Annotated in this window: 16 protein-coding genes and 1 riboswitch; of the genes, 6 read left to right on the top strand and 10 right to left on the bottom strand. The window is 72.2% G+C overall.

The features are described from left to right. Positions 1 to 140: 140 nt before the first annotated feature. Positions 141 to 1,331 (bottom strand): aminotransferase class I/II-fold pyridoxal phosphate-dependent enzyme, encoded by a 1,191-nt coding sequence (locus AB0958_RS36670; RefSeq protein WP_366894798.1) that lies wholly within the window; start codon positions 1,329 to 1,331, stop codon positions 141 to 143. 189 nt (positions 1,332 to 1,520) lie between these two features. Here AB0958_RS36670 and AB0958_RS36675 point away from each other — a divergent pair, with 189 nt between their 5' ends. Further along, the gene (locus tag AB0958_RS36675) at positions 1,521 to 2,897 is read left to right on the top strand and encodes a S1 family peptidase (protein ID WP_366894799.1); all 1,377 of its coding nucleotides are present in this window, start codon (positions 1,521 to 1,523) and stop codon (positions 2,895 to 2,897) included. A 62-nt stretch (positions 2,898 to 2,959) separates the two neighbouring features. Here the strand turns inward: AB0958_RS36675 and AB0958_RS36680 are convergent, their stop codons facing one another. Then, entirely contained in the window at positions 2,960 to 3,148 is a 189-nt protein-coding gene (locus tag AB0958_RS36680; RefSeq protein WP_366894800.1) for a hypothetical protein, read from the bottom strand. 99 nt (positions 3,149 to 3,247) lie between these two features. After that, positions 3,248 to 4,393 carry an ROK family transcriptional regulator gene (locus AB0958_RS36685; protein ID WP_366894801.1) on the bottom strand — a complete coding sequence of 382 codons (1,146 nt, stop codon included), beginning with the start codon at positions 4,391 to 4,393 and terminating at the stop codon, positions 3,248 to 3,250. 141 nt (positions 4,394 to 4,534) lie between these two features. Here AB0958_RS36685 and AB0958_RS36690 point away from each other — a divergent pair, with 141 nt between their 5' ends. Beyond that, positions 4,535 to 5,734 (top strand): Gfo/Idh/MocA family oxidoreductase, encoded by a 1,200-nt coding sequence (locus tag AB0958_RS36690; RefSeq protein ID WP_366894802.1) that lies wholly within the window; start codon positions 4,535 to 4,537, stop codon positions 5,732 to 5,734. Between the two features lie 25 nt (positions 5,735 to 5,759). On the opposite strand, the gene AB0958_RS36695 is transcribed toward AB0958_RS36690, so the two are convergent. Both AB0958_RS36695 and AB0958_RS36700 read right to left on the bottom strand, forming a co-directional pair. Further along, a complete protein-coding gene (locus AB0958_RS36695) occupies positions 5,760 to 6,455 on the bottom strand; it encodes a L,D-transpeptidase (RefSeq protein WP_366894803.1) in 696 nt (231 codons plus the stop codon). A gap of 174 nt (positions 6,456 to 6,629) precedes the next feature. Beyond that, positions 6,630 to 7,445, bottom strand: coding sequence for an SDR family NAD(P)-dependent oxidoreductase (locus AB0958_RS36700; RefSeq protein ID WP_366894804.1), 816 nt, complete (start codon positions 7,443 to 7,445; stop codon positions 6,630 to 6,632). Between the two features lie 50 nt (positions 7,446 to 7,495). Here AB0958_RS36700 and AB0958_RS36705 point away from each other — a divergent pair, with 50 nt between their 5' ends. Next, positions 7,496 to 8,029: a hypothetical protein gene (locus AB0958_RS36705; RefSeq protein WP_366894805.1), complete on the top strand. Its 534-nt coding sequence runs from the start codon at positions 7,496 to 7,498 to the stop codon at positions 8,027 to 8,029. 68 nt (positions 8,030 to 8,097) lie between these two features. Here the strand turns inward: AB0958_RS36705 and AB0958_RS36710 are convergent, their stop codons facing one another. Together AB0958_RS36710 and AB0958_RS36715 are read right to left on the bottom strand one after the other, a co-directional pair. Further along, the gene (locus tag AB0958_RS36710; protein ID WP_366894806.1) at positions 8,098 to 8,727 is read right to left on the bottom strand and encodes an MBL fold metallo-hydrolase; all 630 of its coding nucleotides are present in this window, start codon (positions 8,725 to 8,727) and stop codon (positions 8,098 to 8,100) included. Beyond that, complete coding sequence (locus AB0958_RS36715; RefSeq protein WP_366894807.1) at positions 8,727 to 9,815, bottom strand: S-(hydroxymethyl)mycothiol dehydrogenase; 1,089 nt, start codon at positions 9,813 to 9,815, stop codon at positions 8,727 to 8,729. Before AB0958_RS36715 ends, AB0958_RS36710 begins: the two co-directional genes overlap by 1 nt. A gap of 217 nt (positions 9,816 to 10,032) precedes the next feature. Here AB0958_RS36715 and AB0958_RS36720 point away from each other — a divergent pair, with 217 nt between their 5' ends. Then, positions 10,033 to 11,802 (top strand): ABC transporter ATP-binding protein, encoded by a 1,770-nt coding sequence (locus AB0958_RS36720; RefSeq protein WP_366894808.1) that lies wholly within the window; start codon positions 10,033 to 10,035, stop codon positions 11,800 to 11,802. Between the two features lie 81 nt (positions 11,803 to 11,883). On the opposite strand, the gene AB0958_RS36725 is transcribed toward AB0958_RS36720, so the two are convergent. Continuing rightward, positions 11,884 to 12,180: a hypothetical protein gene (locus AB0958_RS36725; protein WP_366894809.1), complete on the bottom strand. Its 297-nt coding sequence runs from the start codon at positions 12,178 to 12,180 to the stop codon at positions 11,884 to 11,886. A 173-nt stretch (positions 12,181 to 12,353) separates the two neighbouring features. Here AB0958_RS36725 and AB0958_RS36730 point away from each other — a divergent pair, with 173 nt between their 5' ends. Together AB0958_RS36730 and AB0958_RS36735 are read left to right on the top strand one after the other, a co-directional pair. Next, on the top strand, positions 12,354 to 12,722 hold the full coding sequence (locus tag AB0958_RS36730) for a nuclear transport factor 2 family protein (RefSeq protein WP_366894810.1): 369 nt from the start codon (positions 12,354 to 12,356) through the stop codon (positions 12,720 to 12,722). 102 nt (positions 12,723 to 12,824) lie between these two features. Then, positions 12,825 to 12,907, top strand: a riboswitch (ZMP/ZTP riboswitch). Positions 12,908 to 12,932: 25 nt separating this feature from the next. Further along, a complete protein-coding gene (locus AB0958_RS36735) occupies positions 12,933 to 13,790 on the top strand; it encodes a bifunctional 5,10-methylenetetrahydrofolate dehydrogenase/5,10-methenyltetrahydrofolate cyclohydrolase (protein WP_366894812.1) in 858 nt (285 codons plus the stop codon). Positions 13,791 to 13,793: 3 nt separating this feature from the next. Here the strand turns inward: AB0958_RS36735 and AB0958_RS36740 are convergent, their stop codons facing one another. Further along, a complete protein-coding gene (locus AB0958_RS36740) occupies positions 13,794 to 14,912 on the bottom strand; it encodes a CU044_5270 family protein (protein WP_366894813.1) in 1,119 nt (372 codons plus the stop codon). After that, positions 14,905 to 15,444: a sigma-70 family RNA polymerase sigma factor gene (locus AB0958_RS36745; protein WP_366894814.1), complete on the bottom strand. Its 540-nt coding sequence runs from the start codon at positions 15,442 to 15,444 to the stop codon at positions 14,905 to 14,907. The genes AB0958_RS36740 and AB0958_RS36745 overlap by 8 nt, the downstream gene beginning before the upstream one ends. Positions 15,445 to 15,485 lie beyond the last annotated feature (41 nt).

The raw sequence follows: 15,485 nt of genomic DNA on the forward strand, positions 1-15,485 counted from the left end.
GTCTTGTGGCGGAGCCACCTGGCCCGCCACCCCGTGCGTCGAGCGTGCGTGCCGGGCGTCGCGACGCCGCGGAGATCCATCAGAAGGGCCCTAGGCCCGCACGGGGCCCGCCGGCCGAGGCGGGCCGGCGGGCGGCGGCGTCAGGGCCGGGCCGGGGTCCGGCCGAGGGCCGTGGCCATGCGGTGCACCGCTTCCGTGACCACCTCCGGTGAGGTGGCCAGGTTGAGCCGTACGTGTCCGGCGCCGCCCGTCCCGAAGGGGATCCCGGAGTTGACGGCGACCCGGCCGCGTTCGAGGAACGTCTCGGCCGGATCGTCGCCGAGTCCGAGGGCGCGGCAGTCGAGCCAGGCCAGGTAGGTGGCCTCGGCGGGCCGGTACCGGATCTCCGGGATGTGCCGGTCCAGCAGCGCGGCCAGCAGCCGCCGGTTCTCGTCGAGACCCGCGAGCAGTGCGTCCAGCCAGGCGGTGCCGTCGGTCAGCGCGGCCGTGTGGGCGAGGACGCCGACATGGCTCGGGCCGTGGCTCACCTCCTCCGGCAGCCCGGCGAGGTCGGCGGCGGCCCCGGGGCCCGCCACGGCGAGCGCGGCCTTGAGTCCCGCCAGGTTCCAGGCCTTGGACGCCGACATCAGGGACAGCCCGCGCTCCGCGCCCGGCACGCTCAGGTACGGCACGAAGCCGACGCCCGGGGCGGTCAGCGGGGCGTGGATCTCGTCGGCGACGACCCGCACCCCGTACCGCTCGGCGAGGGCGGTGACGGCGGTGAGCTCCTCGGCGGTGTGCACGGTGCCGGTCGGGTTGTGGGGACTGCACAGCAGATAGGCGGCCCGGCCACCGCCGAGACCGTGGAACGCGGCCCGCAGGACGTCCGGCTCGATGCGCCCGTCGGGGCCGAGCGGGGCCTCCACCACCCGCCGGTCGAGGTGCGTGACGAACTGGTAGAACGGCGGGTACACGGGCGAGTTGACCACGACCGGGTCACCGGGCCCGGTCACCAGCTTGAGCATCTCGACGACCCCGAGCATCACGTCGGGAACGATCGCGGTGCGGGTCACGTCGAGTCCGTCGAAGTCCCAGCGTTCCGCGGCGAACGCGGCGAGCGCCTCGGCGTAGGCGGTGCCCGCGGGATAGCCGGTGTCCCCGAGTTCCATCGCGTCGTTGACCGCGCGGACCACCGGTTCGGCCAGCGGCACGTCCATCTCGGCCACCCACACCGGGAGCACGTCCTTCGGGTAGGTGCGCCATTTCATGCTGGTACGACATCGCAACCGGTCGAGGGTGAGGGCGCGCAAGGGGTTCGGTTCGCCCGGATTCTCCTGCGGGGTGCTGGTCATGGGGTCAAGATAGGCGGCCGCGGCCGGCCCCGGAACGAGGCGGACGGTCACGTCGCAACGCCACCGGATCGTAAAGATCACCGTCCTCGTGAACGCCGGTGCGGCGGGACTCGTATGAAGAGCCGGGCGCTCGACGACCGGAGGGCCCCGCGGTGGTGGCACCGCGCGTTCGGGGTTCGGGAGCCATGGATGAGGCACGCACGACGACGGGTCGTCCGGCGGGGTACACAGCTGGCGGCGGTCGGCGGACTCCTTCTGGGAGGTGCGATGGTCACGACGGCCATGGCGAGCGAGACTCCCGGCACGACCGCCGTCCCGTTCAGTTCCGCCACGCAGACCGGTGACACCGGTGCCACGCTGGTGGCGAAGCTCGGCACGGCCCGCACGGCGGGCAGCTGGATCGGCGCCGACGGCAAGCCGGTGGTCGCGGTCACCGACGAGCGGGCCGCGGCCGCGGTGAAGCGGGCGGGCGCCGAGCCCAAGATGGTCGCGCACAGCATGAACGAGCTGAAGGCGGCCACCGCCGCGCTGCGTGCCGCGCCCCGGGTGGCCGGGACCGCCTGGGCGGTGGACTACCGGACCAACCGGGTGATGGTGGAGGCCGACAGCACGGTCTCCGCCTCCGACTGGTCGGACCTGAGCCGGGTCGCGGCGGGCATCGGCAGTTATGTGCGGATGCAGCGCTCCGCGGGCACGTTCACCCCCCGGCTCAACGGGGCGCAGCCGATCCTGTCGACGGGCGGCCGGTGTTCGGCGGGGTTCAACGTCACCAACGGGACGACCGACTTCATCCTCACCGCCGGGCACTGCGGCCCGGCCAACACCGTCTGGTTCGACGAGGGCCAGGGCGGCAACGAGCAGCTGGGCACCACGATCAACACGCAGTTCCCCGGCAACGACTTCTCACTGATCCAGTACGCGAACGGGAAGGCCGGCGACAACGCCGACGTGGTCGCGATCGGCAACGGCCAGGGGGTGCACATCACCGGGGCCGCCGATGCGACGGTCGGGCAGAAGGTGTTCCGCAGCGGCAGCACCAGCGGCCTGCACGACGGCACGGTGACCGCGCTCAACGCGACCGTCAACTATCCGGAGGGCACGGTCACCGGGCTCATCCAGACCAACGTGTGCGCCGAACCGGGCGACAGTGGCGGGCCGTTGTTCTCCGACGGGATCGCGCTGGGGATGACCTCGGGCGGCAGCGGCGACTGCACGACGGGCGGGGTGACGTTCTTCCAGCCGGTGACGCGGGCGATGGCCGCGCTGAACGTGCAGCTGATCGTCTCGAAGCAGGCCGCCGCCGGGGCACAGGGCGCCTCGGCCGCGCCGTCCACGTCGGCCACCCACAGCGCGATCGCGCCGAGCGCGGCCTCGCCGGGCTCGGCCGCGTCGGTCGGCACCTCGCAGGACACCAGCCTGGCCGCCCGGCTCACCGACACCCGCAACGTCGGTCCTGGCCTGCTGGTGATCGGGGGCAGCCTGATCGCCCTCGTGGGGACCCGCTTCTTCCGCGCGGAACAGGAACGCAAGGCGTACCAGCGCTACTACTCGGCGACGTGGGGCTGACGGAGGCCGGGGGGAGACCGCGAGAAGGGCACCCGGTCGGTGCGGGTGCCCAGGGGCGTCGGTCAGGCCGCCTGATCCGGCTGGTGCGGGGTCGCCGCCGCCCATTCGAGGACGAGCCGCTGGTACTCCTCGCGCTGCTCGGTGCTCAGTGTCCCGCCCGACCGGAGCCACAGGGCCCGGATCTCCTCGTTGACCTCGTCGGCCGATCGCTCGGTGACGGCTTCAACAGTGGTGGACATGGTGTGAAGCATATGCCGCTACGCGTGAAGGCGCCGTGAGTAAGTACGACCGATACGGACATATCGGACCGTGTTACTCATCACGTCAACATGTAAAGGGGACGCATCAGTTCAGCCCCCGGCCCCGCCGAGTACCAGCACCTGGATCGCCAGCACGGCGGCGCCCCGCGCCCAGTCGTGGAAGTCGGAGACCTTGGTCTCCAGGCGGATCGGGGCGGCGAGCGGATGCCGGTGGGCGCGCACGGCGTCCCACACCGTGTCCCCGGCCACATCCATCAGGCCGACCCCCTCCCCGGCGAGCAGGATCTTCTGCGGCATCGCGAAGTTGGAGATCTGGGCGAGCAGGGTGCCCAGCGCCCGGCCGGCCTCGCCGATCACCCGTGCGGCCATCGGCTCCCCGGCGGCGGCGCCGGCCAGGATCTCCTCGTACGACGCGTCACGGCCGGTGGCGGCCCGGACCTGGTAGCGGATGCTGGGGACGGTGAGCAGGGACACGGCGCTGCCGCGCTCGCCCTGCGGGGTGAGCGGACCCCGCGGATCGATGATCCAGTGCAGGCCGAAGCCGCGGTCCTCCTCGGCGTAGGGGACCCGCCTGCCGCCGAGCACCAGGCCGTAGCCGATCCCGGCGCCGATGGTCAGGACGACGAAACGGTCGAGTCCGCGGCCGGCGCCGAACCAGGTCTCGGCCTCGACCAGGGCGGCCACGTCGTTCTCCACGACGACCGGCAGCCCGGTGCGTCGCCGCACCAGTTCGGCGAGCGGGACGTCCCGCCACCGCAGGTACGGCGACTCACCGACCACCGCGTGCGCCCGCACGAATCCGCCGACGCCGATGCCGAGGCCGGCCACGGCGGGGTGCCGGCCGGCCAGCTCGGCGGTCATGGTGGCCACCAGGTCGGCGACATACTCGGGATCGTGGCTGGTGAGGGGGCGGTCGAGGCGGGCGACGATGTCGCTCCTGAGGTTGGTGACGACTCCGTAGACCATCTCCTCAGTGATCTTGAAGCCGAGGAAGGAGCGGGACTCGGCGACCACGTCGAGCGGCTGCGAGGGGCGGCCCTGACGGCCCTCCGGGGCGCCCGCCCAGGGAGCCTCGACGAGCAGGCCGGACTCGATGAGCGGCTTGGTGAGGCGGGTGAGGCTGCCCTGGGAGAGGTTCAGTCGGCGGGCCAGTTCGGTGCGCGACAGCGGCCCGTGGACGAGCACTTCGATCGCCACGGAACGCTCCGCGGGGCTCAGCGGCAGCCAGTCGGTCACGGCACCCCTTTTCTTCCGACACTGAAGTAACCGGACCACCCTACTGTGCGCCGGATGCGCCGGAGAAGCGCCCGCCTGCCACCTTTCCTACTTCTCTCCGCCCCTTGACGGCATGATTCTTCCGCAGCAAAAGTAACCACCATGACTTTCTCACTCGGCATAGTCGGTGCCGGCCAGTTCTCCGGCCAGTTCGCCACGCTGTTCCAGGCCCATCCCGGCGTCGGCGACGTGTACGTCACCGACCTGCTGCCCGAGCGGGCGGAACAGCTCGCCGCCGCCCAGAACCTGGCCGGCACCTTCCCCTCGTACGACGCCATGCTGGAGTCCGGTGTCGACGCGGTCGCGATCTTCACGCAGCGCTGGACGCACGGCCCGCTGGTGCTGCGGGGCCTGAACGCGGGCAAGCACGTGTACTCGGCGGTCCCGATGGCGATCACGACGGAGGAGATCGCGGCGATCATCGACGCGGTCAAGGCCACCGGACTGACGTACATGATGGGCGAGACCAGCCAGTACAACCCGGCGACCGTGCACGCCCGCAACCAGATCGCCGAGGGCGCCTTCGGGCGGCTGTTCTACGCCGAGGGCGACTACGTCCACGACATGGACCTCGGCTTCTACGACGCGTACCGCTACAGCGGCGGCGAGAACTGGAAGGCGACCGCCAGCTATCCCCCGCTGCTGTACCCGACGCACGCGGTGGGCGGGGTGCTCGGCGCCTGGGGGACCCACGCGGTGAGCGTGTCCGCGATCGGCGTGGTGGACGAGCGCGGAGACGGCGTCTTCGACAAGGACGTCAGCCAGTTCGGCAACGACGTGTCCAACGCCACCGCGTTGTTCGAGGTCGCGGGCGGCGGGTCGTTCCGTACGAACGAGTTCCGGCGGGTGGGCTATCCGTCCCACATCCGCGAATCGCGCTTCCGGTTCTTCGGGACCGAGGCCAGCATGGAGCAGCTGGCGACGGTCGCGCTGTGGCAGGACAAGAAGGGCGTGCAGGACATCAGCGAACTGCTCGAACCCAAGCCGACCATGTCACCTGACGATCCTTCGCTCCAGCACATCGCACCGGAGCTGCGGGCGGCCTTCACCTCCGGGTCGGCTCCGGTGCACGACCGGACGCGGCTGCCGCGCGAGTTCGACGCACTGCACAACGGGCACGAGGGCAGCCACCACTTCCTGGTCGACGACTTCGTGACGGCTGTGAACGCACGCACACTGCCGTCGGTCAACGCGTGGGTGGCCGCCCGCTACACCCTGCCGGGCATCATCGCGCACGAGTCCGCGCGGCAGGGCGGGGCCAGGCTGGAGATCCCGGACTTCGGGGACGCCCCGGAGAGCTGAGCCCCTCGGGACCGGCCGGGTGCCGTCAGGTGCCCGGCTTGCGGCCGTAGACGTAGACGTCGTCGCCGGTCTTCAGCAGCGACCAGTACTTCTTGGCGACGGTGGGGGTCATGTTGACGCAGCCGTGCGAGCCCGGCGGGTTCCACATGCTGAGGTTCACCGAGTGGAAGGCCTGGCCGCCGTCGAAGAACTGGCTGTAGGGCATCGGCACGTTGTAGACCGACGAGACGTGGTGGAGGTCACGCCAGTAGATCTTCTTCAGGCCGGTGCGGGTCACGAAGCCCTTGCGGCCGGTGCGGACCGGGACGGGACCGTAGACCAGCCTGGTGCCGTCCTGGATCCAGCTCAGCTGGAGGGTGAGGTCGACACAGGCGATGCGGCCCTTGTTCGTGGGGCACCTGCCGTCCTTGTTGGGGTTGTTCCCGACGGCCTTCTGCTTGTTCATCAGGTCCATCACTCCCCAGGTGACGGAACCCGCGTAGCCCACGGCAGGTGTGATGCCGTGCTTGTTCTGGAATGCCTGGATCGCCTTGCAGTCGGCGGTGGACTGCCTGCCGTCGACCGGCCGGCCGAGGAACTTCTCCACCTGCTTCTGGTACGGGCCGGCCTGGGTGGTGCAGCTCGCGGCCTGCGCCGGTGCGGCGGAGAAGGCGAGCGCGAGCGGCGCGACGAGCCCGGTGAGCCCGACCGCGACGGCGCTTCTTCTGCGTATGTCCCCCATGTGAAGCATGTCTCCTTCCTGTGTCCTACGATCTCGTCGCCCTAGACCGTCCGGTCCGTGGCATTGGTTGTAGCCCGGGCCGTCCTGTGACGAAACGGTGAACTTCGGTACGGTGACCTACGAGCGGTGGGCGGCGGGTCCCGCCGCCTCGGCCGGGCCACGCTACCTCGTTCCTCATGGCGACGGTGCACGCCGGACCTCCCGGTGCGGTCGCAGGGCCGCGTGGAAGCCGGTGTGGACCGCGGTGAGGCCGCCGTCGACGCGCAGGGCCGTGCCGGTGATCCAGGCGGCGTCCCGGGAGGCAAGGAAGGCGACGGCGGCGGCGATGTCCGCCGGTTCGCCGACCCGGCCCAGGGGGTAGAGCGCGGTGACGGCGTCGAGTTCGTCGTCCCGTCCCGCCCACGCGGAGGTGCGGACCGTGCCCGGCTCCACCAGGTTGACCCGGACCCCGCGGGCGGCCGCGTGCCCGGCGAGGGTGCGGGTCAGCGAGACGAGGCCCGCCTTGGCGGCGCTGTAGGCGTGGTTGCCGAAGTCGGCCCCCGCGTTGACGGAGCCGATGCTCACGATCGCGCCCCGGCCGGAGGCGGCGAGGTGCGGGAGGGCGGCGCGGCAGCAGCGGTGGACGCCGGTGAGGGTGATGTCGAGGTCGAGGTCCCACGCGTCGTCCGGCTGGTCCTCGAAGAGCGGGAGGTCGGGGGTGCAGTGCGCGGCGCTGTTCACGAGGACGTCGAGTCCGCCGAAGGCGGTGACGGCCCGCTCGACGGCCGCTTCCACCGAGTCCCGGTCGGCCACGTCGCAGACGCACGCCTCCGCCGCGAGCCCCTCGTCCCGCAGTCCGGCCGCCGTACGCCGCGCCTCGGGCAGGTCCTGGTCGGTCAGCAGCACCCGGCCGCCCTCCTCGGCCAGCCGTCGGGCGACGGCCGCGCCGATGCCACGGGCCGCGCCCGTGACGAGGATCCGGTGTCCGGCGAAGCGAGGGAGTCCGGTCATGGCAACGACGGTACGGGCACGACGATCAACAGGACAGATAGCGTGCGCACATGTCCGCCTTCTTGCAGCAACTCCCCGCTCTCATAGGTGTCGTGATCGGCGCACTCGGTTCGTATCTCGCCGTGGTCCGGGGCGACCGGGCACGGTTCCTGCGGGAGCAGGCGGCGCGCTGGGACGAGCGCCGGCTGACCGTGTACAGCGAATACGCGCGGGCGCTCAAGAGATCGGTGAATCTCACCTACCGCGTCGCCTCCCACCTCGGCAACGACCCCCATCCGCACCCGATGTCCCCGGCCGAGGCCGAGCCGCTGCTGGCGGAGGCCACCGACGCGCGCGACCCGGCCGGGGAGGCGCTGATCATGCTGGGCAGCCCAGCCGTGGTGGAGCGGGCACGGGAGTGGGTGACCACGGTGATGGAGATGGAGAGGTTCATGCGGTCGGGGACGGTCGACCCGGACTCCTGGCAGCACCTGCTGGAGCGTCAGCGGGCCGGCCGTGAGGGGTACTACAGCGCGGTACGGAAGGACCTCGCGCTGCCGCCGGGGCACCCGGCGCGCTGGCCGACCCGGACGACGACCGCCTGACCGCCTGACCGGGTGGCCGGCGCGCCTGACGTCCCGCGCCGCCCTCCGTCCTCCGCGCCGCGTCCCGCTCAGTGACCCCGGGCGATCCACTCCTCCAGGTGGGGCGCCTCGGCACCGATGGTGGTGGGGTCGCCGTGTCCGGTCAGGACCTTGGTCTCCGGAGGGAGGGTGAGCAGCTTGTCCCGGATGGAGTCGATGATCGTCGGGAAGTGCGAGTACGAGCGCCCGGTCGCGCCGGGGCCGCCCTGGAAGAGGGTGTCGCCGGTGAAGACCGCGCCCAGGGCCGGGTCGTACAGGCAGACGGCGCCGGGCGCGTGACCGGGGGTGTGCAGGACGGTCAGGTCGGCGCCCGCGGCCTCGATGACCAGACCGTCGGACAGGTGGTTGTCGGGGTCGCGGTCGGGGTGGGTGAACTTCCACAGCGGCAGGTCGTCGGGGTGCAGCCAGATCTTGGCGCCGGTGAGGTCCGCGAGGGCGGGTGCGGCGTCGATGTGGTCGTTGTGGGCGTGGGTGCAGACGATCGCCTTCAGCGTGCGGTCGGCGACCGCCTCGGCGATGGCCTCGGCGTCGTGGGCGGCGTCGATGACGATCACCTCACGCTCGTCGCCGACGATCCACACGTTGTTGTCGACGTCCCAGGTGCCGCCGTCGAGGGTGAACTGCCCGGACGTGACGAGTCGTTCGATGCGCGTGGTCATCACAGCACCACCACGGAACGCAGCACGTCGCCGCCGTGCATCCGCTCGAAGGCCTTCTCCACCTCGTCGAGCTGGATGGTCTCGGTCACGAAGGCGTCCAGCGGCAGCCGGCCCTGCAGGTGCAGGTCGATCAGCATGGGGAAGTCCCTCGACGGCAGGCAGTCGCCGTACCAGCTGGACTTGAGGGCGCCGCCGCGCCCGAAGACGTCGAGGAGCGGGAGTTCGAGCTTCATCTCGGGAGTGGGCACGCCGACCAGGACGACGGTGCCGGCGAGGTCGCGGGCGTAGAAGGCCTGCCGGTACGTCTCCGGGCGGCCGACCGCCTCGATGACGACGTCGGCGCCGAAGCCGCCGGTCAGTTCGCGGATCGCCTCGACCGGGTCGCTCTCGCGGGAGTTGACCGTGTGGGTGGCGCCCAGGGTGCGGGCCTTCGCCAGCTTCCGGTCGTCGATGTCGACAGCGATGATCTTCGCGGCGCCCGCCAGGTTCGATCCGGCGATCGCCGCGTCGCCGACCCCGCCGCAGCCGATCACGGCGACCGAGTCACCGCGGCCGACGTTGCCGGTGTTGATCGCGGCTCCGATGCCCGCCATCACCCCGCAGCCGAGCAGTCCGGCGACCGCCGGGGAGACGGCCGGGTCGACCTTGGTGCACTGGCCGGCCGCCACCAGCGTCTTCTCGGCGAAGGCGCCGATGCCGAGCGCCGGGGAGAGCTCCTGCCCGGTCGAGGCGAGGGTCATCTTCTGCTTCGCGTTGTGTGTGTTGAAGCAGTACCAGGGGCGCCCGCGCAGACACGCCCGGCAGTTCCCGCACACCGCACGCCAGTTGAGGATCACGAAGTCGCCGGGTGCCACGTCGGTGACGCCCTCGCCGACCGATTCCACGACACCGGCGGCCTCGTGGCCGAGCAGGAAGGGGAACTCGTCATTGATCCCGCCCTGCTTGTAGTGCAGGTCGGTGTGACAGACCCCGCAGGCCTGCACCTGTACGACAGCTTCGCCCGGCCCGGGGTCCGGCACCACGATCGTCTCGACCCGCACGGGCTCGTCCTTGCCCGGTGCGATCACGCCGCGTACTTCCTGCGCCATGCTCCTGACCTTTCGTCGCTCTGCTGACGTGCTGTCTTCCGACCCTACGCGTGACCGATCGGTAACGGCACGGAGCACGTCCATCAGCGCGGATCTTTCCGGTTCAGGGCCCCCGGACACCCCCGGGCGGTACCGCTGCCGCGGCTGACCCGGCGCCGGGACCGGCGGCCCCCGTCGTAGCCTGGGGGCGCCGCCCATCGCCCGGACGAGGAGCACCGTGACCGCCGCAGCAGCAGTTCCGCCGAGCGACCGGAGCGGCCCGTCCGTGTTCCGGCTGCTCCTGTCCTATGTACGGCCGCACCGCTGGGCCCTGCTCGCGGGTGCGCTGCTCTCGCTGGTCACGGGCGCGACCGGGCTGCTGCTGCCGCTGGTGGCCCGCGGGCTGATCGACGACCTCTCGCACGACCGTTCCATCACCGGGAAGCTGCTGGCGATGGCGGCCCTGGTGGTGGGCAACGCCGCGGTGGGCGCGCTGGGTTCGTACGTGCTCAGGCGTACCGCGGAGTCGGTGGTGCTGGGCGCGCGGCGGACCCTCTCGTCGTACCTGCTGCGGCTGCGGATCACCGCCGTGGACCGCACCGAACCCGGTGACCTGATGGCGCGCATCACCTCGGACACCACGCTGCTGCGTGAGGTGACCACGGATTCGCTGGTGGCCCTGGGAACCGGCGGGCTCACCCTGGTCGCCACCGTGGTGATGATGGGGGTGGTCGATCCCGTCCTGCTGGCCGTCACGCTCGTGGTGATCGCCGCGGCGGGCACCGTGCTGGGCACGATCGTGCCGCGGATCAACCGGGCCAGCCGCCGGGCCCAGGACGCGGTCGGGGTGATGGGGGCCTCGCTGGAACGGGTGCTGGGCGCGTTGCGCACGGTGAAGGTCTCGGGCGCCGAGCACCGGGAGGAGCAGGCCCTGCACGCGGCGGCCGAGGAGTCCTGGCGGCAGAGCGTGCGGGCCGCCAAGTGGTCGGCCGCCGCGGGCAATACGGCGGGACTCGCGATGCAGCTGGCGTTCATCACGGTGCTGGCGGTGGGCGGGGCGCGGGTGGCGACCGGCGCGATCGGCGTGGGCACGCTGGTGGCGTTCCTGCTCTACGTCTTCTATCTGATGCAGCCGATCCAACAGGTCGTCGGGGCGATCACCCAGTACCAGTCCGGAGCCGGCGCGCTCGCCCGGATCCAGGAGGCGCTGCGGCTGCCCGCCGAACCGCTTTCCGCGCCAGCCGAGTTGCCGTCCGCCGGCGCCGAACCGGCCGCCGTCGCCTTCACGGACGTACGCTTCCGCTACGCCGACGACCTGCCGTACGTCCACCACGGGGTGAGCTTCGACATCCCCGCCCGTGGCATGACGGCCTTCGTCGGGCCGTCCGGTGCGGGCAAGACCACCGTGTTCTCGCTGATCGAGCGGTTCTACGATCCGGAGTCCGGCACCATCGCCGTGGACGGCCGCCCGCTCGACGCATGGGAACTGCCGCTGCTGCGCTCGGCCATCGGGTACGTCGAACAGGACGCGCCGGTGCTGTCGGGGTCGTTGCGGGACAATCTCCTGCTGGGCAACCCGGAGGCGGACGAGGACGCGGTCGCGCGGGTGGTGAAGACGACCCGGCTGGACGGACTGGTCGCGCGACTGCCGGAGGGGCTCGGGACCCTGGTCGGGCACCGCGGGACCAAGCTGTCCGGTGGCGAGCGCCAACGGGTCGCGATCGCACGGGCTTTGCTGCGCAGGCCCCGGCTGCTGCTGCTCGACGAGGCGACCTCGCAGCTGGACGCGGTGAACGAGGCGGCCCTCAGGGACACGGTCGCCGACGTGGCCCGGTCGACCACGGTGCTGGTGGTCGCGCACCGCCTGTCGACGGTGACGATGGCGGACCGGATCGTCGTGATGGACGCGGGCCGGGTCCGCGCGGTGGGCACGCACCGGGAGCTGGTGGCGGCGGATCCGCTGTACGCGGAGCTGGCGGCGACCCAGTTCCTGGCCTCGGAGCACTGAGGACGGGGACGACGAGGACGAGGACGGGGGGAGGAAGGAGGGCCGTCCCCCACCGGGACGGCCCGGGGGATGCGGCCGGGATCAGGCTTCGACGCCCGGCAGCAGCCCCGTGGCGGGCGCGGCCAGGTCGGTGACCTGGTGCAGCTCGCCGAGCTTGCGGACGCCGTTCAGGCCCTGCACCTGCTCCGAGACCTTCGGCATCCTGCCCTGGTACTTCGCGGGGATGTCACTGGTGGCGACCGAGTCGAGCACACCGAGCGCGGTGAGCTTCCCCGGCTGCTGCGGGCTCGCGTCGGCCGCGTTCGCCAGCGGCGCGGCCAGGCCGGTGACCCCGACGGCCAGTCCGACGGCGGCGACGATACGTCGTGTTGAGATCATGCCCTCAGCAACGGCCCCGGCGCCGGGCCGGACACGGGCGGCCGGCCGGCCTCACCCGTCAGGAGGAGCGCCGCGCCTGCGTTTGCCGAGCCGTCCGGGGCGGAGGAGCCTCGGAGTGAGGGGCTCTCGCGGTCTGCTTCCGCATCGGGTCGCGGGCCCCGCAGGAGGTCACCATGGGCACCGCGACAGGCTCCACGTTCGACACCGACACACTGCGCCGGGCCATAGAGGGGAACACCGGGAACTCCCTGCTGGCGCTCTACACGGACGACGCGGAGATCCGCATCGTCGACCGCAACACCCAGCCCAGCCACCCGAAGATCCTGCACGGCCGCCGGGACATCGCCGCGATGCTGGACGACGTCTACAGCCGGGACATGACGCACAAGCTGGACCGGTGCGTCGTGCAGGGCGACCGGGCCGCGTTCACCGAGTCCTGCGAGTACGCGGACGGCGTCCGGGTGCTCGCCGAATCGATGATCACGTTGCGCGACGGAAAGATCGCCGAACAGATCATGATCCAGGCCTGGGACGACGAGTAGCCGGCCGAGCCGCGAAGGTCCCGGTCAGCACCCGCGTGACCTGGACCTTCTCGGCGCGCGCGGGACTGGGACACCCGCGTCGCGGCGCCCTCGGTTACCCTGGGGGCGGGCCGTGACTGGCGCTGAGGTGGAGCACCACCGGGGAGCGGTCCGCACTGTCGATGCCGTGCGCCTGGGCGATCCATCGTGCATCAGCTCAGGAGTGTGCCCATGCCCCAGACGTTCCAGGGCCGTCTCATGGACGGAACCGCCGTCGCCCGCCGGATCGTCGAGGAGACCGCGCGGCGGGCCGCGGACCTCACCGCGCGCACCGGCGTCACGCCGTGTCTGGCGACCGTGCTGGTCGGTGACGACCCGGCGTCCGTCACCTACGTACGGATGAAGCAGAACCGCAGCCGCAGGGCCGGCATCGCCTCCCGGCACGTGCCGCTGCCCGCCGCCACGACCACCGACGAACTGGTCGGAGTCCTGCGGGAGTTGTCCGCGGATCCGGCGGTGCACGGCATCCTGCTCCAGCACCCGGTCGGCGAACACGTCGACGAGCGGGCCGCGTTCGAGGCGATCGCCCCGGAGAAGGACGTGGACGGCGTGACCTTCGCGTCGTTCGCGACGATGAGCTTCGGGCTGCCGGGCTTCGTCTCCTGCACACCGGGCGGCATCCTGCGGCTGCTCGACGCGTACGACGTCGACCCGGCCGGGAAGCGGGCGGTGGTCGTGGGCCGCAGCGCGATCCTCGGCAAGCCGGCCGGCATGCTGCTCCTCGCCAGGGACGCCACCGTCACCTACTGCCACTCCCGCACCCGGGACCTGTCGGCGGCCGTGCGCGAGGCGGACATCGTGGTCGCCGCCGTCGGCCGGCCCCGGCTGATCCGGGGGCAGGACATCAAGCCGGGCGCGGTGGTGCTCGACGCGGGCTACAACGAGGGCAACGTCGGTGACGTCGACTTCGACACCGCCGTCGAGCGGGCCTCGCTGATCACGCCGGTGCCGGGCGGCGTCGGCCCGATGACCATCGCCGTGCTGCTGGAGCAGACGGTGACGGCGGCCGCCCGGCAGCTCGGGGTGTGAGGGTCAGCGCAGCCAGGCGCTGTACTCCATGACGTCCCCGGCCCGCACGCCGTACTCGGGATCGTCCCGGGTGAACGTGGTCTCCAGGCCGAGTACGGCGCCGGTGCCCGGGTCCAGGATCAGCATCCGGCGGGCGCCGGCGGTCCCCTGGTGGACGTACGCCTGCCCGGTGCGGCCGAGGCGGTCGGTGACCTGGCCGGCCGGGTGCAGTCCCTCGGCGTCGGCGAGGAGGGCGGCCAGGGCGGCCGTCTCGCGGGCGCCGAGTGTCCAGTTGTCCAGCAACTCCCGCGTGGCGTCGAGGAGTTCGTCGGTAGTGAGGGTGCTGCTGTTGATGAGCCCGGACAGGTAGGTGCGCAGTTTTCCGGGGTCGTGCGGGGGTGTGGCCAGCGGCGGGGCGTCGCCCCACATCGGCGGGAAGGTGTGCCGGCTGAGCACCTTCCCGTCCTCGGCGAGGCCGCCGTCGGTGAGGACCGGACGGCCCGGGTGGCTCGGGTCGGTGGCCACGACCACCTCGGTGTGACTGCCGTCCGCCCGCCAGCGCACCACGCGCTCCTCGGGAAGGGTGATCGGCGGCCCGTCGTCGCTCATGCCGAGACTCCAGGTTTGCACGTGGGTGCCCTGGCGCAGCCCCGGGGACCCGTCGCCCGCCGCCACGCGGGCCAGCTCCGCGACCTGCGCGAGCGGTACGGCGGTGGAGTGCGCGCGAACGGCCAGCGGCCGGGGCGCGGCGACGGCGGGTACGGTGCCGGAGCCACCGAGCAGCACGTTCAGCGCCACGGCGACCACGACGACGGTCGCGGCCAGCCCCCACCCGACCCGAACCGGACGCCCGGGACGACGACGGCGCAGCGACCGGCCGGGGTGCCGCCGGGCCCGCTGATCCAGGGAGGACGGACCGGAGCGGCCCCCGCCGACGGCCACCGGGCCTTCGGCGGGTGTCCTTCCGTCAGCGGGCACCGGACCGGCGGAGGACACCGGGCCCTCCGCGGGCAGCGGGTCGGCCGCGTGCAGCAGGCGGGTGAGGTGCTGTTCGGCGTGCGGGGGCAGGGGGCCGTCCGCGAAGTGGGGGCCGTCGGCGGGTGCCGGGTCGGTGGTGCGGAGCAGATCGAGCTCGTCAGCCATGGCGGTCTTCCTCGGGCAGGGCCTCGGCAGGGGGGCGCAGTCGGTCTATCTCGGCTCTGAGCCGGCCGCGGGCCCGGTGCAGCCGCATCGCCGCGGCCCGGCTGCCGCAGTCCAGGGCGACCGCGATCTCGTCGACGCCGAGGTCCTCCCAGGCGGCCAGCCGGAGCACCTCCTGATCGGCCGGGGACAGCCGGGCCAGCGCCTCGTGCACCCAGGCACCGGGCCGCTCGGTGTCCGGGCTGTCCATGACGTGGCGTCCGTGCGCGGTCTCGTCGTTGCCGAGCCGGTCCAGCAGCCTGCGCCGGCGCCCGTAGCCGCGTACCGCGTTGGCGAGGCAGTTGCGTGCCACGCCGTACAACCAGGGCAGCGGAGCCGCCGGCAGGTCGGCGCGGCGGCGCCAGGCCACCGTGAACACGTCCGCCACCACTTCCTCCACCTCGCTGGTCCGCCCGTCCAGTCGCCGCGCGACATAGCGGCTGACCGCCCAGTAGTGCTCGCGATAGGCAGCGGCGAAGATCTCGTCGTTGCTCATGTTCCGTTCGTGTCCGGCACCTTCCCGATCGTCACACCCTG

The sequence above is a fragment of the Streptomyces sp. NPDC006655 genome (assembly GCF_040703965.1).
In the GTDB taxonomy this organism is placed as follows: Bacteria; Actinomycetota; Actinomycetes; order Streptomycetales; family Streptomycetaceae; genus Streptomyces.

Coding starts and splice junctions, on each gene's coding strand:
- AB0958_RS36670 (WP_366894798.1), bottom strand. CDS start 1,331: ATGACCAGCACCCCGCAGGAGAATCCGGGCGAACCGAACCCCTTGCGC.
- AB0958_RS36675 (WP_366894799.1), top strand. CDS start 1,521: ATGAGGCACGCACGACGACGGGTCGTCCGGCGGGGTACACAGCTGGCG.
- AB0958_RS36680 (WP_366894800.1), bottom strand. CDS start 3,148: ATGCTTCACACCATGTCCACCACTGTTGAAGCCGTCACCGAGCGATCG.
- AB0958_RS36690 (WP_366894802.1), top strand. CDS start 4,535: ATGACTTTCTCACTCGGCATAGTCGGTGCCGGCCAGTTCTCCGGCCAG.
- AB0958_RS36695 (WP_366894803.1), bottom strand. CDS start 6,455: ATGGGGGACATACGCAGAAGAAGCGCCGTCGCGGTCGGGCTCACCGGG.
- AB0958_RS36700 (WP_366894804.1), bottom strand. CDS start 7,445: ATGACCGGACTCCCTCGCTTCGCCGGACACCGGATCCTCGTCACGGGC.
- AB0958_RS36705 (WP_366894805.1), top strand. CDS start 7,496: ATGTCCGCCTTCTTGCAGCAACTCCCCGCTCTCATAGGTGTCGTGATC.
- AB0958_RS36710 (WP_366894806.1), bottom strand. CDS start 8,727: ATGACCACGCGCATCGAACGACTCGTCACGTCCGGGCAGTTCACCCTC.
- AB0958_RS36715 (WP_366894807.1), bottom strand. CDS start 9,815: ATGGCGCAGGAAGTACGCGGCGTGATCGCACCGGGCAAGGACGAGCCC.
- AB0958_RS36725 (WP_366894809.1), bottom strand. CDS start 12,180: ATGATCTCAACACGACGTATCGTCGCCGCCGTCGGACTGGCCGTCGGG.
- AB0958_RS36730 (WP_366894810.1), top strand. CDS start 12,354: ATGGGCACCGCGACAGGCTCCACGTTCGACACCGACACACTGCGCCGG.
- AB0958_RS36735 (WP_366894812.1), top strand. CDS start 12,933: ATGCCCCAGACGTTCCAGGGCCGTCTCATGGACGGAACCGCCGTCGCC.
- AB0958_RS36740 (WP_366894813.1), bottom strand. CDS start 14,912: ATGGCTGACGAGCTCGATCTGCTCCGCACCACCGACCCGGCACCCGCC.
- AB0958_RS36745 (WP_366894814.1), bottom strand. CDS start 15,444: ATGAGCAACGACGAGATCTTCGCCGCTGCCTATCGCGAGCACTACTGG.